Origin of the sequence: Nonomuraea sp. NPDC049725 (assembly GCF_040674795.1) — a bacterium.
Classification (GTDB): Bacteria; Actinomycetota; Actinomycetes; order Streptosporangiales; family Streptosporangiaceae; genus Nonomuraea; species Nonomuraea ceibae.
Genome location: NZ_JBFANJ010000010.1, coordinates 280,075 through 306,521, shown reverse-complemented (window position 1 = coordinate 306,521; position 26,447 = coordinate 280,075). Strand labels below are relative to the sequence as shown.

Genomic DNA, 26,447 nt, shown 5'->3' with positions numbered 1-26,447 from the left:
CGTGAGCAAGATTCCCGCCGCCCCGGAGCCGCTGTCCGCGCAGGTGTTCGACAGCCACTGCCACCTCGACATCATGGTGGGCGACCGGCAGGCGTCGTCCGGCGACCCCGTGGCGCTGGCCGCGCAGGCCGCCGAGGCGAGCGTGCGGAGCATCCTCGACGACGCCCGCGCCGTGGGCGTCACCCGGCTGGTGACGATCGGCTACGACCTGCCGTCGTCGCGGTGGAACGCCGAGGTGGCCGCCGCGCACGAGGGCGTCTACGCCGGGGTCGCGGTGCACCCGAACGAGGCCCACGACGCCACTCCTGAGGTGCTGGCCGAGATCGAGGCGCTGGCCGGGCGGCCCGAGGTGCGGGCCGTGGGGGAGACCGGGCTCGACTACTACCGCGACTGGGCGTCCAAGGAGGATCAGCACGCGAGCTTCCGCGCGCACGTCGAGATCGCCAGGCGCACCGGCAAGGCGCTGGTCATCCACGACCGCGAGGCGCACGACGACGTGCTGAAGGTGCTCGCGGAGGCAGGGCCGCCGCCGGTGGTGGTGTTCCACAGCTTCTCCGGCGACGCCGACATGGCCAAGAAATGCGCCGACGCCGGATATTTCATGTCCTTCTCCGGGCCGGTCACGTACAAGAACGCCGGCTACCTGCGCGAGGCCGCGCAGGTGGCGCCCGCCGAGCTGATGCTCGTCGAGACCGACGCCCCCTACCTGCCGCCGGTCCCGCACCGGGGCAAACCCAACGCCCCCTACCTCATCCCGATCACGCTGCGCTGCCTCGCCGAGGTCAAGGGCGTCCATCCTGACGCGCTGTGCGAGACCATCAGCGCCAACGGAATCACGGTCTTCGGCGAGTGGTAGCCATGATTCGGTGAAGCCGCGGCGGCGGAGGTTCCGCCGTCACTACCGTCGGGCGCCTGAAGCTCAACCGGAGGTCGCCCGTGCGAGGAAAGCGGCGTGCCCCGCGTCCCAAGATCCCCTGGCGCTCGCCGTGGACGCCTGTGGTGTGCCTGGCGGGCGTGGTGACCGTGACCGCCATCGCGGTCATCGGCAGCCTGGCCAAGGACGTGGTGCTGGTGGTCGACGGCGAGCCGAGGGCCGTGCGGAGCTTCGCCTCCTCGGTCCTCGAACTGCTCGGCGACCAGGGAGTCAAGCTCGGCAGGGACGACGTCGTACGTCCCGCCGCCCATGCGCAGGTCATCGACGGCGCCCGCATCGAGATCCGGCGCGCCAGGCCGATCACGCTGACGGTCGACGGCCGCACCACGCGGCGGGTCGTCACCGCCACCACCGTGCGCGGCGCGCTGGCCGAACTCGACATCCCGGCCGGCCGCCTGTCGGCGCCGCGCCACCGCCACGTGCCGCTGACCGGCATGTCGCTGACCGTCTACACCAAGCGCACCGTGTACGTGTTCGCCAACGGCAGCACCCGCCAGACCCGCACCACCGCCAGGACCGTGCGCGAAGCGCTCCGGCAGAGCGGGATCCCGCTCCAGCCAGGCCAGCAGGTGCGGCCCGCCGCGCACACGTTCCCGGCGGAGGGCACCGTGATCACCGTGCTGCCGCCGCGCACCGTGCCCGTCGGGCTGGAGGTCATGCGGCTCAACTGGGCGGCGCTGGCCCACTGCGAGTCACGCGGCAACCCCAAGGCCGTCAACCTGCACGGGCCCTACTACGGGCTCTACCAGTTCAGTTTGCCGATGTGGCAGCTCGTCGGCGGCACCGGCATGCCGCACGCCTGGCCCGCCGAGGAGCAGACGTACCGGGCGCAACTGCTCTACCAGAAGGTCGCCGGCAAGTGGGAGGGCCAGTGGCCGAACTGCGGGGCGCACCTGTTCGGCACGCCCACTGTCTCGTCGGCCAGCGCCTCAGCCGGCCAGTGAGACGCCGAAGTCGGCCCCCTTCCGAGGCTGGACCGCGCGCAGGCCGTCGGCGTTGCGCGCGGCGACCGACACCGAGCCGTACGGGGCCGCGTCCGGCCGGCCCGCGTACAGCTTGTTGCCGCTGAAGGCCAGCGCCCAGCCGGTCAGCCCGCCGGCCGGCGCGAACCGCCGGTCGTCGGCGCCGTCGGCGGCGTCGACCACGCGCACCTCGCCGCCGTACGGGGCGCCGATCGCCAGCCTGCCGTCGTCCGAGGCGGCCAGCGCGAACCCGAACGCCGCCCCGCCGCCCTGCCGCACCTGGACCTTCGGGGTCAGCTTCTCGTCGTAGAGCTGCACGTACCCCGCTCCCGGAGCCCCCACGGCCGGCCCGGCGCCCGCCACCCACGCCACCGCGTAGCCGTAGCGGTCACCCGAGGCGTCGGTGGGGGAGTCGAGCTTGACCGTGGACAGCCGCGCCGCCAGCGCGTCCGCGACGACCACCACCGAGCCCGAGTCGACCTTGCCCTCGGCCACCTGCCGGCCCGCGCCGTCGTCGTTCTCGTACGGCACGCCGACCACCAGGCCGTTGCCCGGCCCCATCGCCAGCGACCAGCCGAACTGGTCACCCACCTCGCTGTTGCCCCGCACGTCCACCGACTGCTGGCTGATCCGGCGCAGCGCCCCGGAGCCCTTGCGGACGTAGACGGCGCCCGCGTCGGCGAGCGTCCCGTCGTCCTCGTACGGCGCGCCGATCGCCACCAGGTCGTCCCGGGCCGCCAGCGACCAGCCGAGCCGCGCGCCGCGCTGCGGCCCGGGCGCCACCAGCCGCTGCGGCGCCGCCGCCCCGCCGCCGCGAATCACGTACGCGGCGCCCGCGTCGGCCGTGCCCGCCACATCCGTGTAGGGGGCGCCCACGACCAGGTCGGCGCAGGCGTCGCCGTCGACCTCGGCCAGCGCCACCGACCAGCCGAACCCGTCGCCCTCCGCCAGCCCCGGCACCTCGACCGGGACGACCTTGTCACCCGAGATCACGTACGCGGCGCCGCGCCGGTCGTCCGCGAACGGGTCGCCCACCGCCACGTCGTCCACCCCGTCGCCGTCGAAGTCGGCGGCCCCGCCGCACGCCGACCCGGCCGCCTGGACGGACAGCGGGCTCAGCGCCAGCAAGAGAGCCAGCAGGATCTTCACAGCCTGACCTCGATCTGGTCGCCGTCCTTGAGCATCGTCGCCGACAGCGCCACCGGCTTGCGGTAGAGCGGCAGGTCGAACACGAACACGCCGTCGATCCGGTCACCCGGCCCGAGCGCCGCCACCGGCGGCCCGCCCTCCAGCGGGCCGTGGCTGCCGCCCTGGTCGTCGCGGAGCGTCACGGCCGGGTCGCCGAGCTCGCGTGACGTGCCGCCGGGGTTCAGCACGGTCCAGCGCAGCACACAGAGCTGGCCCTGCGTCTGCGTCCGGCCGTCGTACTCCTTGAGGCCGCACTCGGGCGCGCTCGGCACGATCAGCATCGGGTCGTCGAACCCCGCGCCCAGCGTGAACCGGCGGCCCACGTCACCGGCGGGCTGCCCGGCGGCCACCGGCGACGCGCTCGCCCCCGGGACGCCCCCGTCGCGGCCGGAGGTCGCGATCAGCACCGCGCCGGTGACGGCGATGGCCAGCAGGGCGGCCGCGCCGGCGATCAGCCACCGCGTGCCGCGAGGCCGCTGGTGACCGGGGTCGGTGGCGCTGTCGGGAGGCGGCAGCGTGTGGTGCGCGACTTCCTTCTTCGGAGGGTCGGGCGCGGCGGGCCGCACGGCGGTCATGTCGCCGGGCGCGGCGGGGCGCACGGCGGTCGTGTCGCCGGGCGGGGGCGTCGTGAAGGTGGCCGTGATGTCTGGTTCGTCCACCACGTTCTGCGGCGCCCGCCAGTCGCTCAGCACCTCGGTCGCGACCAGCGTGGGCGGGTTCGCCGACGTCGGCGCGGCCCCTCCGACCAGGGCGAGCACCAGCTCCTGCGCCGTGGGCCGCCGCGCGGGCTCCATGTCGGTCGCGCGCCGTACCAGCTCGTCCAGCGGCGCGGGCAGCACCCCCAGGTCGGGCTGCAGGTGCAGGACCCGGGTGGCGAGCGTGATCGGGTCGCCCCGCCCGAACGGATGCCGCCCGTTGCCCGCGTACGCGACCAGGCATCCCCACGCGAAGATGTCCGCCGCCGGGGTCACGCTCTGCCCGCGCACCTGCTCCGGCGCCCACCACCCCGGGCTGCCCAGCAGCTCACCGGAGAGCGTGAACCCGGTCTCCCGGTCGAGCGCCCGCGCGATGCCGAAGTCGATCACCCGGGGCCCCGACAGCGACAGGATGACGTTCGCCGGCTTGAGGTCGCGGTGCACCAGCTCGGCGACGTGGATCGCGGCCAGCGCCGCCGCCACGCCCAGCGCCACGCCGTGCAGCGGCCCGGGGTCCAGGGCCCCGTACGTGGCGATCTGGTCGGAGAGCGGGGTGCCGGCGATGTACTCGGTCACCATGTACGGCCTGCCGTCGCCGGTGTCGCCGTTGTCCAGCACCTGGGCCGTGCAGAACGACGCGACGCGCCGCGCGTTGTCGACCTCCGCGTGGAACCGGGCCGCGAACCCCTCCTGGTTGGCGAACTCGGCCTTGACCACCTTGACGGCCACGAACCGCCCCGTCGGCGCCCGGGCGAGGAACACGGTCCCCATGCCGCCTTCGCCGAGCCGCCCGAGCAGCCGGTACGGTCCGATCTCCCGCAGATCCGTGGGGCGAAGCGGGGCGGCGCCCGTTGGCTCCATGAGGGACGTCCCTTCCTGTTCCACCCATCCTCCCCTCACCGGCCCCCGTTCGCCATCGCAGGTTCTTCGATGCGGGAGACTGTATGGATGATGAGGCTGCTGGGCCCCGCAGAAATACGTATTTTGGCGAACAAGCTAGATCTGCGGCCTACCAAAAAGCTAGGCCAGAACTTCGTGATCGACGCGGGGACCGTCCGGCGGATCGTCCGCGTGGCCGAGGTGACGGCCGACGACGTGGTCATCGAGGTGGGTCCCGGCCTCGGCTCCCTCACGCTCGCGCTGCTGCCCGAGGCCCGTCACGTGGTGGCAGTCGAGATCGACCCGGTCCTGGCCGGGCAGCTTCCGCTCACCGTCGCCGAACGCGACCTCTCGGACAAGCTCACCGTCGTGGGCGCCGACGCCATGAAGATCACCGAAGCCGACCTCGCCGGACACGCCCCGACCGCGCTGGTCGCCAACCTGCCCTACAACGTGGCCGTCCCGGTGGTGCTCCACCTGCTGGAGGTGCTGCCCTCGCTGCGCAAGGGGCTGGTCATGGTGCAACTGGAGGTCGCCGACCGGCTCGCGGCCGCGCCGGGCTCCAAGGTGTACGGGGTGCCGTCGGTCAAGGCGGCCTGGTACGCCGACGTGCGGCGGGCCGGGCCGGTGGGGCGCTCGGTGTTCTGGCCGGTGCCGAACGTGGATTCCGGCCTGGTCTCCCTCACGCGCCGCGAACCGCCGTCCACCACGGCGTCGCGGGAAGAGGTGTTCGCGGTGATCGACGCAGCCTTCGCCCAGCGCCGCAAGACGCTCCGCGCGGCCCTGGCCGGCTGGGCGGGCAGCCCGCCGCAGGCGGAGGCGGCGCTGCGCGCGGCAGGCGTGGACCCCTCGGCCCGGGGCGAACAGCTCGACGTCGAGGCGTTCGCCCGGATCGCCGAGCACCACCCTTAGCCTCCGTCCACAGCCTCCAGGCGTCGTGCGCCGAGTTGTCCACAGAACCTGGTTCGGGTCGATGACGCCCAGGTTCACCGGACGATCCTGGGGCCTCCCGTTTCAACGACAGGAGGCCGACCATGACCGTCCACCAGACCATCCCCGCCGCTGTGTCCGGGGCCGCCCTCACCGCCGCGCTCGCCCTCCCCATGTCTCCGGCGGCGGCGTCCGCGCCGGGAGACCCGTGCCCCGCGTCCGCCTCCGCCGCCGTCGCCTGCGCGGTCATCCGCCTGAAACCCGGCGCCCCCACCACCAAGGGCGCCGTCGCCGCGGCCGCCGCCCTGGCCCGGCTCGGCACCCCCTTCTCCTGGGGCGGCGGCTCCCCGTCCGGCCCCACCCGGGGCATCGGCAGAGGCGCGTCCACGGTCGGCTTCGACTGCAGCGGCCTGACCCTGTACTCCTGGGCCCGCGCGGGCGTCCGACTCGGCCACTACACGGGCGCCCAGTTCCGCCAGGGCCGCCGCGTCCCGCTGACGGCCCTGCGCCAGGGTGACCTGGTCTTCTTCGGCGGCGGCTCCGGCGACCCCACCCACGTGGGCCTCTACGTACGCGGCGGCGTCATGGTGCACGCCCCGAAGACCGGCGACGTGGTCAGGACGACGCGCTTCCTCGACAACCCCTACTTCCGCGCCACCTACCGGGGCGCCGTCCGCCCGGGCTGACCCGCCTCCCGTCCGGCGCAGGTCTCGACCAGTGCCTTCACCAGGGGCGCCAGCAGTTCCCGGTCCTCCTCCCGCGCGGGCTCGTACTCGGTGATCCCCAGCCCGGCCACCGGGTGCCGCTCCGCGAGCGCCCGCACCATGCCCAGCAGTTCCTCGGGCAGCAACCCGCCGGGCACCGGCGCCCCGACGCTCCCGAACACCCCCGGATCCAGCACATCGAGGTCCACATGCACGTAAACCACCTTGCCCGCCCCACCGTCCCCTCCGACGCCCGTCCCGACGCCCGCCCCGACGCCTTCCCCGCCGTCCCGCCCGCCGTCCGCCCGGCTGGCTGCCTCGACGGCGTCGAGCAGCGCACCCACGTCGGCCCCCCGCACGTGCCCCACGCCCGCCGCCCGGACGAACTCCGCCTCCCCGGCGTCCAGATCCCGCACCCCCGCGAGCACGATCCGCCCCGGGTCCAGCGGTGGCGCCGCCACGAGCCCCACCGGCCCCTCCCCGGTGAGCGCCCGCAGCACCATCCCGTGATACGCCCCCGACGGCGACGACTCAGGAGTGTTCAGATCGCCGTGCGCGTCGAACCACACCACCACCAGCCGCTCGCCGTACTCCCGCAGCGCCGCCTCGACCGGCGCCAGCTCCACCCCGCAATCGCCCCCCACGACCACCACCAGCCCGGACCCGTCCGCCGTGGCGAGGGCCGTCCGCACCCGCCGGGCGGTCACGGCCAGATCGTCGTCCACCACGTCCACCCGCACCCGCGTGCCGGCCGGGACCATCCCGGCCAGCAACCGCGCCCCCTCACGCAGCCGTTCCGCCGTCGGCGCCCCGGACCCCCGCCACTGCGGCACCTCGACAACGGTCACTTCACCCATGACCCCCACCCCTCCCACAAACATCGCGAACCGCCCCATCATCCCGCCCCGCGCCCGCCGCCACGCCCCCCGCCCGCGCGGGCGAGGCCGCACCCTCGACCTGCGAGGACGCCCTTCCACAGCCCCCGAATCCCGGACGGCGCCTTCCCACGCCCCCGGTCCCGCTACCATCGAGTGTCCTCGCCCCGTCGGCAGTGAAAGTGGCGGCAGAATCCATGAGTTCGGTGACCGTACGGGTGCCCGCCAAGGTCAACGTGCAGCTTTCCGTCGGCCCGCTCCGGGATGACGGCTACCACGACCTCGTCAACGTCTTCCACGCCGTCTCGATCTTCGACGAGGTGGTGGCCAGCGAGTCGGAGACCATCGGCGTCTCGGTGACCGGCGAATGGGCCGACCGGGTCCCGGTCGACGACAGCAACCTCGCCGTCCGCGCCGCCCGCGCCCTCGCCAAGCACGCGGGCCGCACCTACGGCGTCGACCTCGTCATCCGCAAGGCCATCCCGGTGGCGGGCGGCATGGCGGGCGGCAGCGCCGACGCGGCCGGGGCGCTGCTGGCCTGCAACGAGCTGTGGGGCCTCGGCCTGCCGCGCGAAGACCTCATGGAGATCGGCGCCGACCTGGGCAGCGACGTGCCGTTCGCCCTCATGGGCGGCACCGCCGTCGGCACCGGCCGGGGCGAACGCCTCGCCCCGCTCACCACCCGAGGCGCCTTCCACTGGGCCTTCGCGATCGCCGACGGCGGCCTGTCGACCCCCACGGTCTACGCCGAGTGCGACCGCCTCCGCGCCGCCACGTCGTCGAAGATCCCCTGGCCGGAGGTCGACCCCGACCTCATGGAGGCCCTGCGCACCGGCGACCCGCACGGCCTCGCCCTCCACCTCGCCAACGACCTCCAACCCGCCGCCCTGGCGCTGCGCCCCTCCCTGGCCACCACCCTGGCCGCGGGCCGCGCCGCCGGCGCCCTGGCCGCCCTGGTCTCCGGCTCCGGCCCCACCTGCGCCTTCCTCGCCGCCGACGCCGCCCACGCAACCCGCCTGGCCCAAGCCCTGGCCCAGACCGAAGGCACCTACACGGCCATCCCCACCTCCGGCCCCGCCCCCGGCGCCACCCTCCTCTAACCCCCAGCCCGCTCGGGTCGCCCGCCGGCTTAGCCCGCACGTTCGGGCCGCAGTTGTGGCCGCACGGCCCGCGCCTTGAGGCCGCGCGCTCGGGCCGCGCGCTCGGGCCGCGCGCTCGGGCCGCGCGTTGGGGCCGCGCGTTGGGGCCGCGCGGCTGGCCCGCCCACTCGGCCTGCCCGTTCCGGTCGCACGTTGGGGCCCGCCCGCTCGGGCCCCCCGCTCGGGCCCCCGCTCGGCCCGCCCGTTCTGGCTGCACGTGGGGACCGGCGGGGTGATCACCCGGGAGCGTACGGGCGTGCGAGTGTGCGTGCGTACGACTGCACGGGCGTGTGGGCGCACGGGCGTACGGGTGCGTGGGTGTGCGGGCGTGGGGTGCGCTCGCGCGGGCCTTCGGGCGCACGGGCGTATGGGTGCACTCGCGCGGTGCACGGGCCGTCTGGTCGTTGCGGTTCGGCTGGCCCGGGGCGGGGCGTTCAGGTCGGGGCAGGCGTATGGGCGGAGCTGAAGGTGGATGCGGCGGGTCGTCGGCCCGCTGGGGGAGTTTCGTGCTCTCCGTGAGCCGATACGCTTGGAGAACGATGAACCTGGTCAATCTCGAGTCAGTCTCCCACGCCTACGGGCCCAAGCCGCTGCTCAGCGACGTCTCCCTCGGGGTCGAGATGGGTGAGCGCATCGGTGTCGTGGGCCGTAACGGCGGTGGCAAGACCACGCTGCTGAGCGTGATCGCCGGAGACGTCCGGCCCGACAGCGGGCGCGTGACGCACACACGGGGCCTGCGCGTCGGCTTCCTGTCGCAGCAGGACCTGCTCGACCCGTCACACAGCGTGCGCGAGACCGTGCTGGGCGAGCTGGCCGAGCACGAGTGGGCGGGCGACCAGCGGGTCCGCGAGATCCTCGGCAACCTGATCGGCGACCTCGACCTCGACGCCAAGGCGGGCGACCTGTCGGGCGGCGAGCGCAGGCGTACGGCGCTGGCCCGGCTGCTGATCGGCGAGCACGACCTGATCATGCTGGACGAGCCCACCAACCACCTCGACATCGAGGCGATCGCCTGGCTGGCCGCCCATCTGGCGGGCCGGAAGGGCGCGCTGGTGGTGGTCACGCACGACCGCTGGTTCCTCGACGCGGTGTCCACCCGTACGTGGGAGGTCGTCGACGGCCGGGTGGAGCGCTACGAGGGCGGATATGCCGCGTACGTGCTGGCCAAGGCCGAGCGGGCGCGCATCGCCCAGGCCGCCGAGGAGCGCCGCCAGAACCTCATGCGCAAGGAGATCGCCTGGCTGCGTCGTGGCCCGCCCGCGCGTACGTCCAAGCCGAAGTTCCGGATCGAGGCGGCGCAGGCGCTGATCGCGAACGAGCCGCCGCCGCGCGAGACCGTCGAGTTGATGCGCTTCGCCGCCGCGCGCCTGGGCAAGACCGTGTACGACCTCGAGGACGTGACGCTGCACGCCGGCGGTCCCGGCGCGGGCCCGCTGGTGCTCGATGACTGCACCTGGCAGTTCGGCCCCGGCGACCGCATCGGCCTGATCGGCGTCAACGGGTCCGGCAAGTCGTCGGTGCTGCGCCTGCTCGCCGACACGATCAAGCCCGACTCGGGGCGGGTCGTGCGCGGCAAGACCGTACGCCTCGCGCACCTGTCGCAGGAGCTCGCCGAGCTCGACCCCACGCGGCGGGTCCTGGAGACGGTCGAGTCGGTGCGCAAGTACATCCAGGTCGGCAAGAAGGAGTGGACGGCCTCCCAGCTGCTCGAACGCCTCGGGTTCAAGGGCGAGGCGCAGTGGAAGGTCGTCGGCGACCTGTCCGGTGGCGAGCGCAGGCGGCTGCAGTTGCTGCGCCTGCTCATGGACGACCCGAACGTGCTGCTGCTCGACGAGCCGACCAACGACCTCGACATCGAGACGCTGAACGAGCTGGAGGACCTGCTCGACGCCTGGCCCGGCACGCTGATCCTGGTCACGCACGACCGCTACTTCCTGGAGCGGGTCACCGACCGGTGCGTGGCGCTGCTCGGCGACGGCCGGCTGTCGTTCCTGCCGGGCGGGGTGGACGAATACCTCGAACGCCGCGCCGCCGGCACCGCCGTGACGGCTCGCGTCGCCGGCACCCCGGCCGGGCAGCCCGCCGCCCAGTCGGCCAACTCGGCGGCCCAGCCCGCGCCTCCCACCGGCGAGGTCTCCGGCCTCTCGGCCAAGGAGGAGCGCGAGCTGCGCAAGGAGCTCAACCGCCTCGAACGGCAGCTCGACAAGCTCAGCGGCCAGGAGGCCAAGCTGCATGCCGCGATGGCCGACGCGGCCAGCGACTACGCCAAGCTCGGCTCCCTCGACGCCCAGCTCCGTGACCTGCACGCCCAGAAGGAGAGCGTCGAGGCGGAGTGGCTGGAGCTCGCCGACCGCCTGGGCGACTGACGCCGCCGACCCCGCCTCGGGTGAACGCCGTACGGGCCCTCGGGCATCAAGGGCGACCGGGGGGTGGCGGCTGCCCCCTGGGGCATTTCTGTGCCAGACCCCGCTGGGAGCCCCGTGCCGGATGGCCTGTGCGGGCCGCCCCCATGTGAGGGGAGGGGCGTGGAGCTCAGCCGGGGGTCAGCTGTCGAAGGGCGCGAGGAGGGTGCGGAGGAGGGCGGCGAGGGTTCGCTGGTCATCCGGGGCGAGGGAGGACAGGAGCTCGTGCTCGCGCCGCAGCAGGTCGGAGAAGGCGGCGTCGACGCGGGCGAGCCCGGTGTCGGTGAGGGAGACGAGGACGCCGCGCCGGTCCTCGGGGTCGGGGCGGCGGCGGACGAGGCCGGCCTGGGCGAGGCGGTCGATGCGGTTGGTCATGGTGCCGGAGGTGACGAGGGTGGCGCGGAGGAGGGCGCCGGGGCTGAGCTCGTACGGCTTGCCGGCGCGCCGGAGGGCGGTGAGCACGTCGAACTCCCAGGGTTCGAGGTCGTGTTCGCCGAAGGCGGCCCGCCGGGCCCGGTCGAGGTGCTTGGCCAGCCTGGACACCCGCGAGAGCACCTGGAGCGGTTCGACGTCGAGGTCGGGGCGTTCGGCCCGCCACGCCGCGACGAGCCTGTCGACCTCGTCCTGCGCATCGTGCGTCATGGCATGAGTGTACTGTCTTGACATCGAGATACATATCTCGATACCAATTATCTTCATGTCAAGAGATATGTGGGACCCGGCCACGTACGACAGGTACGCCGACGAACGGTCGCGGCCGTTCTTCGAGCTCCTCGCCCGGGTACGGGCCGACAGCCCCGATTATGTCGTGGACGCGGGCTGCGGCACCGGCGAACTGACCACGGAGCTGGCCCGCCGCTGGCCGGAGGCGACGGTGGACGGCTTCGACTCCTCCCCGAACATGATCACCAGAGCCCGCTCGATCGACGGCGCCACGCCGAGCTTCGCCGTCGCCGACGTGACCACCTGGCACCCCGACCGCCCCGTGGACGTGCTGGTCAGCAACGCCGTCCTCCAGTGGGTCCCCGAGCACCGCGACCTGATCGAACGCTGGGTCGAGGCGCTGAGCCCCGGCGGCTGGCTGGCCTTCCAGGTCCCCGGCAACCATCGCGCCCCCAGCCACGCGGCCATCCGCGAGCTGTGCGCGTCGCGGGAATGGTCGGACCGGCTCGGCGACCTCGACAGGGGCGACCCGGTCGGCACGCCGGTGGACTACGCGGACCTGCTGAGCGGCTGCCGGGTGGACGCCTGGGAGACCACGTACGTGCACATCCTTCAGGGCGAGAGGCCGGTGCTCGACTGGGTGTCCGGCACCGCGCTGCGCCCGGTCCTCGACCGGCTGCGCCCGGACGAGGCCGAGCGGTTCACCGCGGAGCTGGCCGGGCTGCTCGCCGACGCCTATCCCGCGAGGGAGTACGGCACTCCGTTCCCGTTCCGCCGGATCTTCGTGGTGGCCCAGAAATGATCACAGCGCTGCACCATGTCCAGCTCGCCGCGCCGGCGGGCAGCGAGCCCGAGCTGCGGGCGTTCTACGCGGGCGTGCTCGGGCTCACGGAGGTGCCCAAGCCGCCGGAGCTGGCCAGGCGGGGCGGCGCCTGGTTCCGGGGCGGCGGCGTGGAGGTGCACCTCGGCATCGAGGAGGACTTCAGGCCGGCCCGCAAGGCGCATCCGGCGTTCCTGGTGTCGGACCTGGACGCGCTGGTGGCCAGGCTGCCCGACGCGGTGCCGGACGAGCTGTTCCCCGGCCACCGGCGCGTGTACGTGTCGGACCCGGTGGGCAACAGGATCGAGCTGCTTCAGCCCGTGTGATGTTCGTCCCGGGGTGACATCATTGTCCGGAGAACCGGACTCTTGCGAGGTGTCGTGGGCATCGAGATCGAGGACAAGTTCGACGTTCCCCCCGGCTTCGAGGTGCCGGACCTGACCGGTCTGGCGGAGGTCGTCGGCCCCAAATCCTTCCGGCTCGTCGCCCTTTATTACGACACACCCGATCTGCGGCTGGCATCCAGGGGTGTCACGCTCCGGCGCAGGCGGGGCGGCGCCGATCCCGGCTGGCATCTGAAGCTGCCCAAGGCCAAGGGCGTGCGCCAGGAGATCACCCACCCGCTCACCCGCAGCACCAGGATCGTCCCCGCCGAGCTGGCCGAGCTGGTCCGCGCCTACACGCGGGGAGCCGAGCTCCAGGTGGTCGCCGAGCTCGACACGCGCCGCAGCATCACGGTCCTGCGCGACGGCGACACGAAGCTCGTGGAGATCGCCGACGACCGCGTCAAAGGCACGGTGTTCGGCAAGAACGGCGAAACCGGCGGCGATACGGTCACCCGCTGGCGCGAGGTCGAGGCCGAGCTGCTGGAGGGCGACGCCAAGCTGCTGGCCAAGGTGGGCAAGCGGCTGACGAAGGCGGGCGCCTCGCCGTCGGCGGCGGCCAGCAAGCTGGCCAAGCTCCTCGGCCCGCCACCGGTCCCGCGCGCCGAGCTGGAGCCGGGCACCGCGGGTCACGCCGTCGCCGGCTACCTGGCGGGTCACGTGGCCGCCCTCCTCTCCCAGGATCCCCGGGTACGGAGGGCCGAGCACGACGCGGTGCACCAGATGCGCGTGGCCGCCCGCAGGCTGCGCAGCGCGCTCAAGGCGTTCAAGCCGATCGTCCGGGGCACGGCCGAGCTGCAGGAGGAGCTGCGATGGCTCGGCGAGGTGCTGGGCGAGGCCCGTGACCTGGAGGTGACCAGGTCCAGGTTCGCCGCCGAGCTGGACCGGCTGGCGCCTGAGCTCGTCACCGGCCCCATCCGCGTCCGCCTCGGCGACGACCTGCTCAAACGCGAGCAGGAGGCCTACGGGCGCATCCGCGAGGAGCTCAGCGGCGAGCGCTACTACCGGCTGCTGGACGCGCTCGACGGGCTGGTGGCCGCGCCCCGGCTGACGAAGGCCGCGGACGGGCCCGCCGCGAGCACCCTCCAGGACGTGGCGGAGGCGGGCTGGGCCCGGGTGACCGGGGCGTACGAGACCGCGCGGGCGATCGCCGACCCGCAGGCGCGCGAGCTGGCCATGCACGACGTGCGCAAGGCCGCCAAGCGCGCCCGCTACACCGCCGAGGCGCTCCAGGGGCCGCTGGGCAAGCCGATGGCCAGGCTCGCCGAGCTGGCGGAGGACGTACAGGAAGTGCTGGGGGCGCACCAGGACGGGGTGGTCGCGCAGGAGACGCTGGCCCGTGAGGCGCAGGCGGCCAGGGAGGCCGGCGAGGACACGTTCACGTACGGGCTGCTGGTCGGGCTCGAACGGGCGGCGGCCGAGCGGGCGCACGCGGAGTTCCCCCGGGTGTGGGCGGAGACGACGCGGGCCGTGGCGAAGCTCACGTCTCGTGGTGCTCCACGCTGACGACCCGCTCGCCCACCCGGTGCAGCACGGCGAACGCGCCCTTGCGCAGGTGCGCGTCCGTTCCGCCGAGCGCGGCGATCAGCTCGGGCAGCACCTTGCCGTGGCTGCACACGACGGCGGGCCCGGTCAGCTCGCCGACCAGCGCCGGGGTCTTGCGCGGGTCCTGGCTCTCCTCGGCCAGCAGCGCGTCGCGGGTGATGTCGCGGGTGTACGGCTCCAGCGTCTGGACGCAGCGCAGGCTGGGTGAGCTCAGCACGGTTCTGGGCCGGTAGGCGGGCAGGACGGCGGCCAGCGTGGCGGCCTGGGCCCTGCCTTCGGCGTCGAGCGGGCGCAGGGCGTCGTCGCCGTGCCACGCCTGGCGGGAGCCCGCCGAGCCGTGCCGCACCAGGACGAGCGGGACCGTGTCCAGCGGCGCGGCGGGCAGCGCGCGCAGCAGGCCCGCGTCCCACTCGTAGGTCAGCAGGTCGCGCGCCCGTTGCGGGGACAGCCAGCGCAGCTCGTCGACCTCGTCACCGGGCGTGAACGGGTCCTCGGCCGCCACCCGCCCGGCCCAGTAGTCGACCCGCTTGAGCCGCGTGCCGAGCAGGTAGTGGACCGGGGGCAGGGCGCGGCCGAGCGTCACGGTCAGGCCGGTCTCCTCGCGCACCTCGCGCAGCGCGGCGGCGATCACGTGCTCGCCGGGCTCCAGCTTGCCCTTGGGAAAGGTCCAGTCGTCGTAGCGCGGCCGGTGCACGACGGCCACCTCGGGGGAGCTCTCCTCGCCGCGCCACACGACGGCGCCGGCGGCCCGGATCGGGTCAGTCGTCAATGGTCCTCCAGCGGCGCGTGCCGATCAGATGGCTCTGCAGGTCATCGCCCTGGTGGCGCACCCACGCGCCGTCGGAGCCGAGCCACCACGTGCTCGTGGTCTCGGCCATCGCCTGGTCCATCAGCTCGATCAGGTACGCCTTGTGCTGCGGCGAGGTGACCTTGACCAGGGCTTCCACCCGGCGGTCGAGGTTGCGCCGCATCAGGTCCGCGCTGCCGATCCACACCTCGGGCCGCCTGCCGAGGCCGAACTCGTACACCCGGGAGTGCTCCAGGAAGCGTCCCAGCACCGAGCGGACGCGGATCGTCTCCGACAGGCCGGGGATGCCGGGCCGCAGCGTGCACACGCCGCGCACCCACAGGTCCACCGGCACGCCGGCCCGTGACGCGCGGTAGAGGGCGTCGATGATCGGCTCGTCGACCAGCGAGTTCGTCTTGATCCTGATCCGCGCCGGGCGGCCCGCCTGCTGGTGGGCGATCTCCCGCTCGATCCTGGCCAGCAGCCCGCCGCGCAGCGAGTGCGGCGCGACCAGCAGCCGGCGGTAGGCCGAATGGTTGGAGTAGCCGGTCAGGTGGATGAACAGGTCGGTGACGTCCTCGCCGACCAGCGGGTCGGCGGTGAGCAGGCCGAAGTCCTCGTACTGCCGGGCGGTCTTGGGGTTGTAGTTGCCGGTGCCGATGTGGCAGTAGCGGCGCAGCTCGCCGGAGGCCTCCTGGCGGACGACCAGCGCGAGCTTGCAGTGCGTCTTGAGCCCGACGACGCCGTAGACGACGTGGCAGCCGGCCCGTTCCAGCTTGCGGGCCCAGGAGATGTTGGCGTGCTCGTCGAACCTGGCCTTGATCTCCACCACGACCACGACCTGCTTGCCCGCCTCGGCGGCGTCGATGAGCGCGTCGACGATGGGGGAGTCGCCGCTGGTCCGGTAGAGGGTCTGCTTGATCGCCAGCACCCTCGGGTCGGCGGAGGCCACCTCGATGAAGCGCTGCACGCTGGTGGCGAACGAGTCGTACGGGTGGTGCAGCAGCACGTCGCGCTCGCGCAGCACCGCGAACAGGTCGTCGGCCGAGCTGATCGCCTCGGCGGGCACGAACGGGCGGTAGCCGAGCTCGCCCCGGTCCAGGTCGGCGATCGCGTGCAGCCCGGTCAGGTCGAGCGGCCCGGCGATCCGGTAGATCTCGTGCGGGGCCAGCTCCAGCTCCTCCACGAGCAGGTCGAGCACCTCCTGGGTGATGGTGTCCTCGACCTCCAGCCGCACCGGCGGCCCGAACCTGCGCCGCCGCAGCTCCTTCTCCAGGGCCTGCATGAGGTTCTCGGTGACGTCCTCGTCGACCTCCAGGTCCTCGTTCCTGGTGACCCGGAAGACGTGGTGCTGGACGATCTCCATGCCCTTGAAGAGCTGGCCCAGGTGCGCGGCGATGACGTCTTCCAGCGGTACGAACCGGTCCTTGGACGCGGTCACGAACCGGGGTAGCTGGGAGGGCACCTTGACCCGGGCGAACACGGTGTGGTCGGTGGCCGGGTTGCGCACCACGACAGCCAGATTCAGGCTCAACCCTGAAATGTACGGAAACGGGTGGGCGGGGTCGACGGCCAGCGGCGTCAGGACCGGCCGGATCCGCTCACGGAAGAGCTTGCGCAGCTCGGTGCGTTCCTCGCGGCCCAGGTCGTCCCAGCGGACGATCTCGATGCCCTCGGTCGCGAGCTGCGGGCGGATCCGCTGGTGGAAGGCCGCCGCGTGCCGCCGGGCCAGATCGTCGGCGACGGTCGCGATCCTGGCCAGCTCCTCGCTCGGCTTGAGCCCGCTCTTGGTGCGCAGCAGCAGGCCGGTCGCCATGCGCCGCTTGAGCCCGGCCACCCGGACGCGGAAGAACTCGTCGAGGTTGCTGGCGAAGATCGCCAGGAAGCGGACCCGTTCCAGCAGCGGCAGTGACGCGTCCTCGGCCAGCTCCAGCACGCGTTCGTTGAACTGCAGCCAGCTCTCCTCGCGATTGAGGAACCTCTCCTGTGGCAGGGGTAGATCGTTACCGGAATGCAGCAGTTCAGCGGACATACGTGGAATATGCCCGGTCCGGTTGAACAGAACGTTAACTTCCCCGCAACGACTTATTCGCCTGGCGAGACGCCCGGCTCTCAGTCACCCGGCTCGCCCTGTCCGAGGCGGGCGGCCCGCTCGGCCAGCCGGGCCTCGCGCTGGCGCAGCTTGTCCTCGCGCTCGCGGACCTTCTCGGCTTCCTTCATGAGCCGCTCGCGCTCCTTCTCGGCCTCCTTGAGCAGGCGCTCGCGCTCCTTCAGCTCGCGCACCCTGGCCTTCTCGGCCTCCTTCAGCTCCCGCTGGCGGATCTTCTCCGCCTCCTTCTGCTCCCGCTCGCGGGCCTTCTCCAGCTCGCGCAGCTCCTTGTCGCTGGTGCGCGGCGCGACGGCGGGCTGCGGGACGATGGGCTGCGGTACGGCGGGCTGCGGTACGGCGACGGGCTGCGGCCGGGTGGCCAGGGTGATCGTGGGCTGCGGGTTGAGCCCGGTCAGGCCGTTCCAGGCCAGGTTGACCAGGTGGGCCGCGACTTCCTCGCGGCCGGGCTTGCGCACGTCCAGCCACCACTGGCCGGTCAGCGCCACCATGCCGACCAGCATCTGGGCGTACATGGGGGCGAGCTTGGGGTCGTAGCCCCGGCCGACGAACTCGTCGGCCAGGACGTCCTCCACCTGGCTCGCGATCTCGCTGATCAGGCTGGCGAACGTGCCGGTGCCCGACGCGGCGTGCGAGTCGCGGACCAGGATGCGGAACCCCTCGCTGCTCTCCTCGATGTAGCGGAGCAGGGCCAGTGCGGCCCGCTCCAGCTTGACCAGCGAGTGGGTGGCCGACAGCGCCTCGGTGATCATGGCGAGGAGTTTCTGCATCTCGCGGTCGACGACCACCGCGTAGACGCCCTCCTTGCCGCCGAAGTGCTCGTAGACCACCGGCTTGGAGACCTGGGCGGTCGCGGCGATCTCCTCGATGGAGGTCCCGTCGAACCCCTTCTCAGCGAACAGGGTGCGACTGATCAGTATCAGTTGCTCTCTTCGTTCTCTTCCGGTCATACGCCTGCGAGATCGGGATTCGGTCACGGTTCCCATAATGGCGTGCTGTCAGGAGATTCTCTTGGCCGCCAGGCGTTCCGGAGTGGGCCAGCGCACGTCGTGCGCCCAGCCGAGCCGCTCGAAGATCCGGATGACGCCGGCGCTCAGGTCGATCTGCCCCTTGAGAACGCCGTGCCGGGCGCAGGTGGGGTCGGAGTGGTGCAGGTTGTGCCACGACTCGCCGAACGACGGGATGGCCAGCCACCACACGTTGCGCGACTTGTCGCGGACCTGGAAGTCCTCCTCGCCGAACACGTGGCAGATGGAGTTGATCGACCAGGTGACGTGGTGCAGCAGGCCGATGCGCACGAGCGAGCCCCAGAACAGCGCGGTCAGCGCGCCCTGCCAGGACCAGGTGACGAGGCCGCCGATGACGCCCGGCAGCAGGATCGAGGTGAGCGCGAGGGCGCCGAACCAGCGGTGGAGCTTCATCACGTCCGGGTCCCTGACCAGGTCCGGGGCGTACTTCTCACGGTTGACCCGGTCGGCGTCGAACAGCCAGCCCATGTGCGCGTACAGCAGGCCCTTGGTCATGGACTTGAATCCGGGGCCGAAGCGCCACGGCGAGTGCGGGTCGCCCTCCTTGTCGGAGAACTTGTGGTGCTTGCGGTGGGTGGCGACCCAGTCGAGCACCGACATCTCCAGGGAGAGGCTGCCCGCGATCCCCAGAGCGATCTTGAGCGGGCGCTTGGCCTTGAACGAGCCGTGGGTGAAGTAGCGGTGCAGGCCGACCGTGACGCCGAGACCGGAGATGACGTAGAAGACCGCCGCGATCACCACGTCGCTCCAGCCGATGAGCCCCCATCCCCACGCGATCGGCACGGCGGCGCCGATAGCGATCAGCGGGAGCCCGACGACCAGCGCGAACGTGATCAGTTCGGCCTTGGTGCGCGGTTCGGGTTCGAAGTCGGGCTTCGGTCCTGGGGTCGAGCGTTCGGCGAGTACGGTCATCGGCTGCCTCTCACGAGCTGTTTGCGGTGATTGTCCTGGCTACGCAAACGTAACCTACGCCATCGTAAGTTAGGAAGCCCTAAGCGGCGATGTGTGTTTCGCAACGGGCTTGCCAACGACATGCGTGGGTTTCATGGCTTGCGGCTTTTGGGACGGTCTGTTATGCCGTCTCCCTGCCCAGAGAACGCCCTGACACTCAGATGGGGGCGAAGGTGGGCGCGGAATCGGTATCGTAGGGGGTGTGTCGGACGCCACGGTGTCCGATTAATCCCGGATCGTCTAATCGGCAGGACAAGTGGTTTTGGTCCACTTTGTAGGGGTTCGAGTCCTCTTCCGGGAGCCTTTCGGGCGTCCCCCCTCGCGAGAGAGCCCAGGACGGGCAGGTATCCTCACGATGTCGGGAGGGTAGCGGTGCGGTAGCCACTGCCCTGAACCGTCCAGCCACAGGGAGCCTCAGTCCGTGAGTGTGCCGCGCCCGGCAGCCGTCGTCGTCCTCGCCGCCGGCGAGGGGACCCGGATGAAGAGCCAGACCCCGAAAGTCCTGCACGAGCTGTGCGGCCGAGCCTTGGTCGACCACATGCTCTCCGCCGCCCGTGACCTCGGTCCCGAGCGGCTCATCGTCGTCATCGGCCACGCGCTCGAACGCGTCGGCGCCCACCTCGCCGAGACCAGCCCCGACGCCCGCGCCGTCGTCCAGCGCGAGCAGCGCGGCACCGGCCACGCGGTCCGCACCGTGCTGGAGGAGGTCGGCGCCATCACCGGCACCGTCCTGGTCACCTACGGCGACGTGCCGCTCCTGCGCGCCGAGACCATGGCCGAGCTGCTGCGCAAGCACGAGGCCGACGGCAACGCGGTCACCGTGCTCACCGCCGAGGTGCCCGACCCCACCGGCTACGGCCGCATCGTCCGCGACCCGGACGGCGCCGTGCTGGAGATCGTCGAGGAGAAGGACGCCACCCCCGAGCAGCGCGCCATCAAGGAGATGAACTCCGGCATCTACGCCTTCGACGGCGCGCTCCTGGCCGACGCCGTCAAGCGGGTGTCCACCGACAACGCCCAGGGCGAGGAGTACCTCACCGACGTGCTGTCGATCCTGCGCGGCGACGGCCACCGGGTCGGCGCGCACGTCGCCGCCGACCACGCCGAGGTCGAGGGCGTCAACGACCGCGTCCAGCTCGCCCACGCCCGCAAGGTGCTCAACCAGCGCCTGCTGGAGCGCCACATGCGCGCCGGCGCCACCATCGTGGACCCGGCCAGCACCTGGATCGACGTCGGCGTCACCATCGAGCCCGACGCCGTCATCCACCCCGGCACCCAGCTCCACGGCAGCACGGTCATCGAGGCCGGCGCCGAGGTCGGGCCCGCCACCACGCTCACCGACACCCGGGTCGGCGCCGGCGCGGTCGTCCGCAACGCCGTCGCCGACAGCGCCGAGATCGGCCCAGAGGCCAGCGTCGGCCCCTACTGCTACCTGCGTCCCGGCACCGTCCTGGGCCGCAAGTCCAAGGCCGGCACCTTCGTCGAGATGAAGAACTCCCAGGTCGGCGAACGCTCCAAGGTCCCACACCTGACCTACGCGGGCGACGCCACGATCGGCGACGACGTCAACGTCGGCGCGGCCGTGGTCTTCGTCAACTACGACGGCGTCAACAAGAGCCGCACCACCGTGGGCGACGGCGCGTTCGTCGGCTGCGACACCATGCTCATCGCCCCGGTGACGATCGGCGACGGCGCCTACACGGCCGCCGGCTCCGTCATCGACGGCGATGTGCCGCCCGGCGCGATCGGGGTGGCGAGAGCGCGTCAGCGCAACATCGAGAAATGGGTCTTGCGCAGGCGCGCGGGCACGAAGTCGGCAGCCGCGGCCGAGCGGGCGCTGGCCGAGCAGCAACAGCAGGAGAGCAGCAGTGACCAGCATTAAACAGCCGGGCGAGAAGAACCTCATGCTCTTCTCCGGCCGCGCGTATCCGGAGCTGGCCGAGGAGGTCGCCGAGCACGTGGGCGTCTCCCTTACCCCCACCAAGTTGATCGACTTCGCCAACGGCGAGATCTACGCCCGCTACCTGGAATCCGTCCGGGGCTGCGACGCCTTCGTGATCCAGAGCCACACCGGCCCGATCAACCAGTGGATCATGGAACAGCTCATCATGGTCGACGCGCTCAAGCGGGCCTCCGCCAAGCGCATCACCGTGGTCATGCCGTTCTTCGGCTACGCCAGGCAGGACAAGAAGGGCCGCGGCCGTGAGCCCATCACCGCCCGGCTGATCGCCGACATCTTCAAGACCGCGGGCGCCGACCGGCTCATGTCGATCGACCTGCACACCTCGCAGATCCAGGGCTTCTTCGACGGCCCGGTGGACCACCTGTTCGCCATGCCGGTGCTGGAGAGCTACCTGAAGAACAAGCTCGACCTGGCCAACACCACGATCGTCTCGCCCGACACCGGCCGGGTGCGGCTGTCGGAGCGCTGGGCCGACACGCTCGGCACCCCGCTGGCCTTCATCCACAAGCGGCGCGACCTCGACGTCGCCAACTCGGTGAAGGTCAACGAGGTCGTCGGCAAGGTACGCGGCCGGACCTGCGTGCTCATCGACGACATGATCGACACCGCCGGCACGATCTGCAAGGCCGCCGACGCCCTCTACGAGCAGGGCGCCACCAATGTGATCACCGCCGCCACGCACGCGGTGTTCTCCGACCCGGCGGTCGACCGGCTGAAGAACTCGCGCATCTCCGAGGTCATCGTCACCAACACGCTGCCGCTGTCGCAGGAGAGCCGCTTCGACAAGCTGACCGTGCTGTCCATCGCCCCGCTGATCGCCCGCGCCATCACCGAGGTGTTCACCGACGGCTCCGTCACCAGTCTGTTCGAGGGAGACACCTGAGCCCGGTAGGCTGAGAGGGTTGCGCTCGTAACGCCTTCCGCTAGGGCGGGTGAGGGGGAGCGCAAAACCCCATTCGCACTCTGCATCCCTAGGAGATGTCGTGTCTGAAGTCCGTATCGCCGCCGAGCAGCGCACCACGTTCGGCAAGGGCGCCGCCCGCAAGATCCGCCGCGCCGACAAGGTGCCCGCCGTCCTCTACGGGCACGGCATCGACCCCAAGCACCTGACCCTGCCGGGCCACGAGGTGCTCCTCGCGCTCCGCACGCCCAACGTGCTGATCCGCCTCCACGGCGAGGGCGTCGACGAGCTCGCGCTGCCCAAGGGCGTCCAGCGTGACCCGATCAAGGGCTTCGTCGAGCACGTCGACCTGCTCCTGGTCAAGCGCGGCGAGAAGGTCACCGTCGAGATCCCCGTCACCGCCGTCGGTGACGTCAACTCCGAGGGCCTGTTCGACCAGCAGCTCATGAGCATCGCGGTCGAGGCCGAGGCCACGCACATCCCGACCGGCGTCGAGGTCAGCGTCGAGGGCCTGGAGGTCGGCGCCTCGATCACCGCCGGCCAGCTCGACCTGCCCAAGGGCACCACGCTGATCGCCGACCCGGAGACCGTGGTCATCCAGGTCAACGCCAAGCCGACCGAGGCTCCCGCCGAGGAGGAGGGCGCCGAGGGCGAGGCTGCCGAGGGCGAGGCCGCCGAGGCCGCTGCCGCCGAGTAACCATCCCGGTCACGGGGCAGTCGGCATGCCGGCTGCCCCTTTCCGCTTGAGGGGAAGCACATGGACCGCTGGCTGATCGTCGGGCTCGGCAACCCCGGCCCCGAATACGCGGGCAACAGGCACAACGCGGGCTTCATGACGCTCGACGAGCTGGCCGCCAGGGCCGGCGGGCGGTTCAAGGCGCACCGCAGCCGGGCCGAGGTGCTGGAGACGCGGGCCGCCGTGCTCGCCAAGCCGCTCACGTACATGAACCTTTCCGGCGGGCCGACCAAGGCGCTCGCCGACTTCTACAAGATCGGCCCCGACCGGCTCATCGTGGTCCACGACGAGCTCGACGTCCCGTACGGGGCGCTGCGCGCCAAGCTGGGCGGCGGCGACAACGGGCACAACGGGCTCAAGTCGATCACCAAGGTCCTCGGCACCCGCGACTACCTGCGCGTACGGTTCGGCATCGGCAGGCCGCCCGGCCGGATGGACCCCGCCTCGTTCGTGCTGAAGGACTTCGCCACGGCCGAGCGCAAGGACCTGCCGTTCCTGGTCGACCGGGCGGCCGACGTGGTGGAGTCGCTCATGGAGCGCGGCCTCGACGTGACGCAGAACGAGTTTCACCGCGCCGATCTGAACATTTCCGGCCCTCCACGCTGATCCGCTCATAACGCCGTTCCCGCCTGGGCAGCCTGCACACAGGGCTACGATCTGGTGACATTCCGTTGACGAACGTCACCTGGAGGCGTGCGTGCAGGACGGGTTGCTGACCGTCGCCGGAGCCGAGCCCAGCGTCGCCTGGCGCGCCGGGCCGCGCGTGCCCGGCTGGGTGCGCGCCTACCAGCTCCGGGCGATGGGCGCCGACCTGCTCGCCGCCGGCGCCGGGTCGGCCGCCGCGTTCTGCTTCCGGTTCGGCCACGTCAGCGCCCACGCGCTCCCCTACCTGCTGGTCAGCGTCGCGCTGCCCGCTGTGTGGCTGGGCGCCGTCGCGCTCAACCGGGCCTACGAGCCGCGCCTCATCGGCGAGGGCTCGGAGGAGTTCCGCCGCATCGTGCGCTGCGGGGCCGCGCTCACCGCCCTGCTCGCCATCGGCTCCTACCTGACCAAGGCCGACGTCGCCCGCGGCTACGTGGTGCTCGCGCTGCCGCTGGTCACGTTGCTGACGCTGGCGCTGCGCCACGCCCTGCGGCGCGCCCTGCACCGCCGCCGGGCGCGCGGCGAGTGCCTGCGCCGCGTGGTGGCCGTCGGCCACGCCGCCTCCGTGGACGAGCTCGTACGCCTGTTCCGCAAGGAGCGCTACCACGGCATGGACGTCGTGGCCGCCTGCCTGCCCGACGACGCCGCCCTCGACAGCGTGGCCGAGGTGCCCGTCGCCGGCCACTTCAGCGACGTGCCGCTGGTCGTCGAGCAGGCAGGCGCCGACACGGTCGCCGTGCTCGCCTGTCCCGAGATGGACGGCCTGGCGCTGCGTCGCCTCGCCTGGCGGCTGGAGGCCACCCAGACCGAGCTCGTCGTGGCCCCCGCGCTCATGGAGGTCGCCGGGCCGCGCACCATGATCAGGCCGGCCGCCGGGCTGCCGCTGCTGCACGTTGAGCACCCCGAGCTGACCGGCGCCAGGCAGCTCGTCAAGAACGTCTTCGACCGGCTGGTGGCCGCCGTCCTGCTCGTGCTGCTCGCCCCGCTGCTGGCCGGGCTCGCGGTCGCCGTACGCGCCACCAGCCCCGGCCCCGCGCTGTTCCGCCAGGTCAGGATCGGCAGGGACGGCAGGCCGTTCACGATCGTGAAGTTCCGCACGATGCGGCGCGGCTCCGAATATCAGAAGATCACCCTGGTCAGCGACGGCGACGGCCCGCTGTTCAAGATCCGCAACGATCCCCGGGTGACGCCGCTCGGCATGTTCCTGCGCCGCCACTCGCTCGACGAGCTGCCCCAGCTCCTCAACGTGCTGCTCGGCCACATGTCGCTGGTCGGCCCGCGCCCGCCGCTGCCGGAGGAGGTCGCCGGCTACGGCGACGACGTGCGCAGACGGCTGCTCGTCCGGCCGGGGCTGACCGGGCTGTGGCAGGTGAGCGGCCGGTCCGATCTGTCATGGGAGGAATCGGTCCGGCTCGACCTGCGTTACGTGGAGAACTGGTCCCTCATGTTGGACCTGCAGATCCTGTGGAAGACTTGGTCGGCCGTCGCACGCGGGCAAGGAGCTTACTGATGACGATTCGCGACGACCACGCCCTCGCCGCCGACCTGGCGACCGAGGCGGGCGAGCACCTGCTGGCGGTCCGGGACCGCGTCGGGTTCGCCGACCAGGCCGCGCTCAAGGCCGCCGGTGACCGGGCTTCCCACGAGTTCCTGATGGAGGCGCTGGCCAGGCTGCGGCCCAGCGACAGCGTGCTGTCGGAGGAGGCCACCCGCGAGGAGCGGCTCGACCCGCGCAGGCTGTCGGCCGACCGGGTGTGGATCGTCGACCCGCTCGACGGCACCCGCGAGTTCTCCGAGGAGGGCCGCGCCGACTGGGCCGTCCACGTCGCGCTGTGGGAGCGCGGCACGCTGAGCGCCGGGGCCGTGGCGCTGCCCGCCCAGGGCCGCACGCTCGGCACCGCCGAGCCGCCCAAGCTGCCCGCCCACGAGGGCGGCCGCTTCCGCATCGCGGTGAGCCGCACCAGGCCGCCGGAGTTCGTGCAGAAGCTCGCCTACCTCGCCGGGGCCGACCTGGTGCCGATCGGCTCGGCCGGGGCCAAGATCTGCGCGGTGCTCACCGGAGAGGTCGAGGCGTACGTCCACGCCGGCGGCCAGTACGAGTGGGACTCGGCCGCGCCGGTCGCCGTCGCGCTGGCCGCGGGAGCCCACGCCAGCCGCGTCGACGGCTCAACCCTGACCTACAACCAAGCCGACCCCTCCCTACCGGATATTCTGGTTTCCCTACCGGACTTGGCGTCTACCCTGCTCGCCGGGATTCGGGACCTGCACCGCTAAAAACGCCCCGAGGAGAGCGCTTATGCTCCAGCGCGACTACACGACGTCGCAGCTCGACGTACTCGAAGCCGAGGCCATCCACATCATGCGCGAGGTGGCTGCCGAGTTCGAGCGCCCCTGTCTGCTCTTCTCCGGCGGCAAAGACTCCATCGTCATGCTCCGCATCGCGGAGAAGGCGTTCTGGCCCGCGCCGATCCCGTTCCCGCTCATGCACGTCGACACCGGCCACAACTTCGACGAGGTCATCGAGTTCCGCGACCGCCGCGTCGAGGAGCTGGGCGCCAAGCTGATCGTGGCCTCCGTGCAGGAGTCCATCGACCAGGGCCGCGTCGCCGAGCAGACCGGCCGCCGCGCCTCCCGCAACCGCCTGCAGACCACGACGCTGCTCGACGCCATCGAGGCCAACCGCAACGACGCCGTCTTCGGCGGCGCCCGGCGCGACGAGGAGAAGGCCAGGGCCAAGGAGCGCGTCTTCTCCTTCCGCGACGAGTTCGGCCAGTGGGACCCGAAGAACCAGCGCCCCGAGCTGTGGAACCTCTACAACGGCCGCATCGCCCAGGGCGAGCACATCCGCGTCTTCCCGCTGTCCAACTGGACCGAGCTCGACGTGTGGGACTACATCCGGCGCGAGGGCATCGAGATCCCGTCGATCTACTTCGCCCACACCCGCAAGGTGTTCGAGCGTGACGGCATGCTGCTGCCCGACGCCGACGTGGTCCAGCGGGGCGACGACGAGCCGCTGTTCGAGGCCGTCGTCCGCTACCGCACCGTGGGCGACATGACCTGCACCGGCGCCGTGCAGTCCACGGCCGCCACGGTCGAGGAGATCATCGAGGAGATCGCGGCCACCCGGATCACCGAGCGCGGGGCCACCAGGGCCGACGACCGCGCCTCGGAGGCCGCCATGGAGGACCGCAAGCGGGAAGGCTACTTCTAGAC

Annotated in this window: 24 protein-coding genes and 1 tRNA gene; 17 read left to right on the top strand and 8 right to left on the bottom strand. The window is 72.2% G+C overall.

Annotated features, from left to right (window positions below; genetic code table 11):
• Position 1 precedes the first annotated feature (1 nt).
• Both AB0J53_RS26805 and AB0J53_RS26800 read left to right on the top strand, forming a co-directional pair.
• On the top strand, positions 2 to 856 hold the full coding sequence (locus tag AB0J53_RS26805) for a TatD family hydrolase (protein WP_364177067.1): 855 nt from the start codon (positions 2 to 4) through the stop codon (positions 854 to 856).
• A gap of 80 nt (positions 857 to 936) precedes the next feature.
• Positions 937 to 1,878: a ubiquitin-like domain-containing protein gene (locus AB0J53_RS26800; RefSeq protein WP_364177065.1), complete on the top strand. Its 942-nt coding sequence runs from the start codon at positions 937 to 939 to the stop codon at positions 1,876 to 1,878.
• Here AB0J53_RS26800 and AB0J53_RS26795 read toward each other — a convergent pair.
• Positions 1,864 to 3,045 (bottom strand): hypothetical protein, encoded by a 1,182-nt coding sequence (locus tag AB0J53_RS26795; RefSeq protein WP_364177062.1) that lies wholly within the window; start codon positions 3,043 to 3,045, stop codon positions 1,864 to 1,866. The two genes, AB0J53_RS26800 and AB0J53_RS26795, sit on opposite strands and share 15 nt — an antisense overlap.
• Complete coding sequence (locus AB0J53_RS26790; RefSeq protein WP_364177059.1) at positions 3,042 to 4,640, bottom strand: serine/threonine-protein kinase; 1,599 nt, start codon at positions 4,638 to 4,640, stop codon at positions 3,042 to 3,044. The genes AB0J53_RS26795 and AB0J53_RS26790 overlap by 4 nt, the downstream gene beginning before the upstream one ends.
• A gap of 90 nt (positions 4,641 to 4,730) precedes the next feature.
• Here AB0J53_RS26790 and rsmA point away from each other — a divergent pair, with 90 nt between their 5' ends.
• Positions 4,731 to 5,570, top strand: a complete 840-nt coding sequence (rsmA, locus tag AB0J53_RS26785; protein WP_364177297.1) for a 16S rRNA (adenine(1518)-N(6)/adenine(1519)-N(6))-dimethyltransferase RsmA — start codon at positions 4,731 to 4,733, stop codon at positions 5,568 to 5,570.
• Between the two features lie 122 nt (positions 5,571 to 5,692).
• Positions 5,693 to 6,274, top strand: coding sequence for an NlpC/P60 family protein (locus tag AB0J53_RS26780; protein WP_219500308.1), 582 nt, complete (start codon positions 5,693 to 5,695; stop codon positions 6,272 to 6,274).
• Here AB0J53_RS26780 and AB0J53_RS26775 read toward each other — a convergent pair.
• Entirely contained in the window at positions 6,247 to 7,149 is a 903-nt protein-coding gene (locus AB0J53_RS26775; protein ID WP_364177055.1) for an arginase family protein, read from the bottom strand. The genes AB0J53_RS26780 and AB0J53_RS26775 overlap by 28 nt on opposite strands.
• 215 nt (positions 7,150 to 7,364) lie before the next feature.
• Between AB0J53_RS26775 and AB0J53_RS26770 the strand changes: the two genes are divergently transcribed.
• Positions 7,365 to 8,267 carry a 4-(cytidine 5'-diphospho)-2-C-methyl-D-erythritol kinase gene (locus AB0J53_RS26770; protein WP_364177052.1) on the top strand — a complete coding sequence of 301 codons (903 nt, stop codon included), beginning with the start codon at positions 7,365 to 7,367 and terminating at the stop codon, positions 8,265 to 8,267.
• Positions 8,268 to 8,845: 578 nt separating this feature from the next.
• Positions 8,846 to 10,672: an ABC-F family ATP-binding cassette domain-containing protein gene (locus AB0J53_RS26765; RefSeq protein ID WP_364177050.1), complete on the top strand. Its 1,827-nt coding sequence runs from the start codon at positions 8,846 to 8,848 to the stop codon at positions 10,670 to 10,672.
• Positions 10,673 to 10,849: 177 nt separating this feature from the next.
• Here AB0J53_RS26765 and AB0J53_RS26760 read toward each other — a convergent pair whose 3' ends face one another.
• Positions 10,850 to 11,350, bottom strand: coding sequence for a MarR family transcriptional regulator (locus AB0J53_RS26760; RefSeq protein ID WP_219500316.1), 501 nt, complete (start codon positions 11,348 to 11,350; stop codon positions 10,850 to 10,852).
• Positions 11,351 to 11,405: 55 nt separating this feature from the next.
• On the opposite strand from AB0J53_RS26760, the gene AB0J53_RS26755 reads away from it, so the two are divergent.
• The 3 genes from AB0J53_RS26755 to AB0J53_RS26745 are packed head-to-tail and all read left to right on the top strand — an operon-like array spanning position 11,406 to position 14,080.
• On the top strand, positions 11,406 to 12,173 hold the full coding sequence (locus AB0J53_RS26755; RefSeq protein WP_357586216.1) for a trans-aconitate 2-methyltransferase: 768 nt from the start codon (positions 11,406 to 11,408) through the stop codon (positions 12,171 to 12,173).
• Entirely contained in the window at positions 12,170 to 12,517 is a 348-nt protein-coding gene (locus tag AB0J53_RS26750; RefSeq protein WP_364177046.1) for a VOC family protein, read from the top strand. Before AB0J53_RS26755 ends, AB0J53_RS26750 begins: the two co-directional genes overlap by 4 nt.
• Before the next feature lie 54 nt (positions 12,518 to 12,571).
• Positions 12,572 to 14,080 carry a CYTH and CHAD domain-containing protein gene (locus AB0J53_RS26745; RefSeq protein WP_364177043.1) on the top strand — a complete coding sequence of 503 codons (1,509 nt, stop codon included), beginning with the start codon at positions 12,572 to 12,574 and terminating at the stop codon, positions 14,078 to 14,080.
• On the opposite strand, the gene AB0J53_RS26740 is transcribed toward AB0J53_RS26745, so the two are convergent.
• The 4 genes from AB0J53_RS26740 to AB0J53_RS26725 form a co-directional block, all read right to left on the bottom strand.
• Positions 14,055 to 14,888, bottom strand: coding sequence for an NUDIX hydrolase (locus AB0J53_RS26740; RefSeq protein ID WP_364177040.1), 834 nt, complete (start codon positions 14,886 to 14,888; stop codon positions 14,055 to 14,057). The two genes, AB0J53_RS26745 and AB0J53_RS26740, sit on opposite strands and share 26 nt — an antisense overlap.
• Positions 14,878 to 16,938, bottom strand: a complete 2,061-nt coding sequence (locus tag AB0J53_RS26735) for an RNA degradosome polyphosphate kinase (protein ID WP_364177037.1) — start codon at positions 16,936 to 16,938, stop codon at positions 14,878 to 14,880. The genes AB0J53_RS26740 and AB0J53_RS26735 overlap by 11 nt, the downstream gene beginning before the upstream one ends.
• Before the next feature lie 80 nt (positions 16,939 to 17,018).
• Positions 17,019 to 17,963 carry a TetR family transcriptional regulator gene (locus AB0J53_RS26730; RefSeq protein ID WP_364177034.1) on the bottom strand — a complete coding sequence of 315 codons (945 nt, stop codon included), beginning with the start codon at positions 17,961 to 17,963 and terminating at the stop codon, positions 17,019 to 17,021.
• A 48-nt stretch (positions 17,964 to 18,011) separates the two neighbouring features.
• Positions 18,012 to 18,953 (bottom strand): acyl-CoA desaturase, encoded by a 942-nt coding sequence (locus tag AB0J53_RS26725; RefSeq protein ID WP_364177031.1) that lies wholly within the window; start codon positions 18,951 to 18,953, stop codon positions 18,012 to 18,014.
• A 268-nt stretch (positions 18,954 to 19,221) separates the two neighbouring features.
• On the opposite strand from AB0J53_RS26725, the gene AB0J53_RS26720 reads away from it, so the two are divergent.
• From AB0J53_RS26720 to cysD, 8 genes are all read left to right on the top strand, one after another.
• Positions 19,222 to 19,293, top strand: a tRNA-Gln gene (locus tag AB0J53_RS26720).
• Positions 19,294 to 19,413: 120 nt separating this feature from the next.
• Positions 19,414 to 20,874, top strand: coding sequence for a bifunctional UDP-N-acetylglucosamine diphosphorylase/glucosamine-1-phosphate N-acetyltransferase GlmU (gene glmU, locus AB0J53_RS26715; protein ID WP_364177028.1), 1,461 nt, complete (start codon positions 19,414 to 19,416; stop codon positions 20,872 to 20,874).
• The gene (locus AB0J53_RS26710) at positions 20,861 to 21,838 is read left to right on the top strand and encodes a ribose-phosphate diphosphokinase (RefSeq protein ID WP_219500340.1); all 978 of its coding nucleotides are present in this window, start codon (positions 20,861 to 20,863) and stop codon (positions 21,836 to 21,838) included. The genes glmU and AB0J53_RS26710 overlap by 14 nt, the downstream gene beginning before the upstream one ends.
• Before the next feature lie 100 nt (positions 21,839 to 21,938).
• Positions 21,939 to 22,553: a 50S ribosomal protein L25/general stress protein Ctc gene (locus tag AB0J53_RS26705; RefSeq protein WP_357586222.1), complete on the top strand. Its 615-nt coding sequence runs from the start codon at positions 21,939 to 21,941 to the stop codon at positions 22,551 to 22,553.
• 60 nt (positions 22,554 to 22,613) lie between these two features.
• Positions 22,614 to 23,198 carry an aminoacyl-tRNA hydrolase gene (gene pth / locus AB0J53_RS26700; RefSeq protein ID WP_219500348.1) on the top strand — a complete coding sequence of 195 codons (585 nt, stop codon included), beginning with the start codon at positions 22,614 to 22,616 and terminating at the stop codon, positions 23,196 to 23,198.
• Positions 23,199 to 23,391: 193 nt separating this feature from the next.
• Positions 23,392 to 24,744, top strand: a complete 1,353-nt coding sequence (locus AB0J53_RS26695; protein ID WP_219500396.1) for a sugar transferase — start codon at positions 23,392 to 23,394, stop codon at positions 24,742 to 24,744.
• A complete protein-coding gene (locus AB0J53_RS26690; RefSeq protein WP_219500349.1) occupies positions 24,744 to 25,508 on the top strand; it encodes a 3'(2'),5'-bisphosphate nucleotidase CysQ in 765 nt (254 codons plus the stop codon). Before AB0J53_RS26695 ends, AB0J53_RS26690 begins: the two co-directional genes overlap by 1 nt.
• Before the next feature lie 22 nt (positions 25,509 to 25,530).
• Positions 25,531 to 26,445, top strand: a complete 915-nt coding sequence (cysD, locus tag AB0J53_RS26685; protein ID WP_219500357.1) for a sulfate adenylyltransferase subunit CysD — start codon at positions 25,531 to 25,533, stop codon at positions 26,443 to 26,445.
• Positions 26,446 to 26,447: the final 2 nt, after the last annotated feature.

Coding starts and splice junctions, on each gene's coding strand:
- AB0J53_RS26790 (WP_364177059.1), bottom strand. CDS start 4,640: ATGGAGCCAACGGGCGCCGCCCCGCTTCGCCCCACGGATCTGCGGGAG.
- rsmA (WP_364177297.1), top strand. CDS start 4,731: ATGAGGCTGCTGGGCCCCGCAGAAATACGTATTTTGGCGAACAAGCTA.
- AB0J53_RS26780 (WP_219500308.1), top strand. CDS start 5,693: ATGACCGTCCACCAGACCATCCCCGCCGCTGTGTCCGGGGCCGCCCTC.
- AB0J53_RS26775 (WP_364177055.1), bottom strand. CDS start 7,149: ATGGGTGAAGTGACCGTTGTCGAGGTGCCGCAGTGGCGGGGGTCCGGG.
- AB0J53_RS26770 (WP_364177052.1), top strand. CDS start 7,365: ATGAGTTCGGTGACCGTACGGGTGCCCGCCAAGGTCAACGTGCAGCTT.
- AB0J53_RS26765 (WP_364177050.1), top strand. CDS start 8,846: ATGAACCTGGTCAATCTCGAGTCAGTCTCCCACGCCTACGGGCCCAAG.
- AB0J53_RS26760 (WP_219500316.1), bottom strand. CDS start 11,350: ATGACGCACGATGCGCAGGACGAGGTCGACAGGCTCGTCGCGGCGTGG.
- AB0J53_RS26755 (WP_357586216.1), top strand. CDS start 11,406: ATGTCAAGAGATATGTGGGACCCGGCCACGTACGACAGGTACGCCGAC.
- AB0J53_RS26750 (WP_364177046.1), top strand. CDS start 12,170: ATGATCACAGCGCTGCACCATGTCCAGCTCGCCGCGCCGGCGGGCAGC.
- AB0J53_RS26735 (WP_364177037.1), bottom strand. CDS start 16,938: ATGTCCGCTGAACTGCTGCATTCCGGTAACGATCTACCCCTGCCACAG.
- AB0J53_RS26730 (WP_364177034.1), bottom strand. CDS start 17,963: ATGACCGGAAGAGAACGAAGAGAGCAACTGATACTGATCAGTCGCACC.
- AB0J53_RS26725 (WP_364177031.1), bottom strand. CDS start 18,953: ATGACCGTACTCGCCGAACGCTCGACCCCAGGACCGAAGCCCGACTTC.
- pth (WP_219500348.1), top strand. CDS start 22,614: ATGGACCGCTGGCTGATCGTCGGGCTCGGCAACCCCGGCCCCGAATAC.
- AB0J53_RS26695 (WP_219500396.1), top strand. CDS start 23,392: ATGGGCGCCGACCTGCTCGCCGCCGGCGCCGGGTCGGCCGCCGCGTTC.
- AB0J53_RS26690 (WP_219500349.1), top strand. CDS start 24,744: ATGACGATTCGCGACGACCACGCCCTCGCCGCCGACCTGGCGACCGAG.
- cysD (WP_219500357.1), top strand. CDS start 25,531: ATGCTCCAGCGCGACTACACGACGTCGCAGCTCGACGTACTCGAAGCC.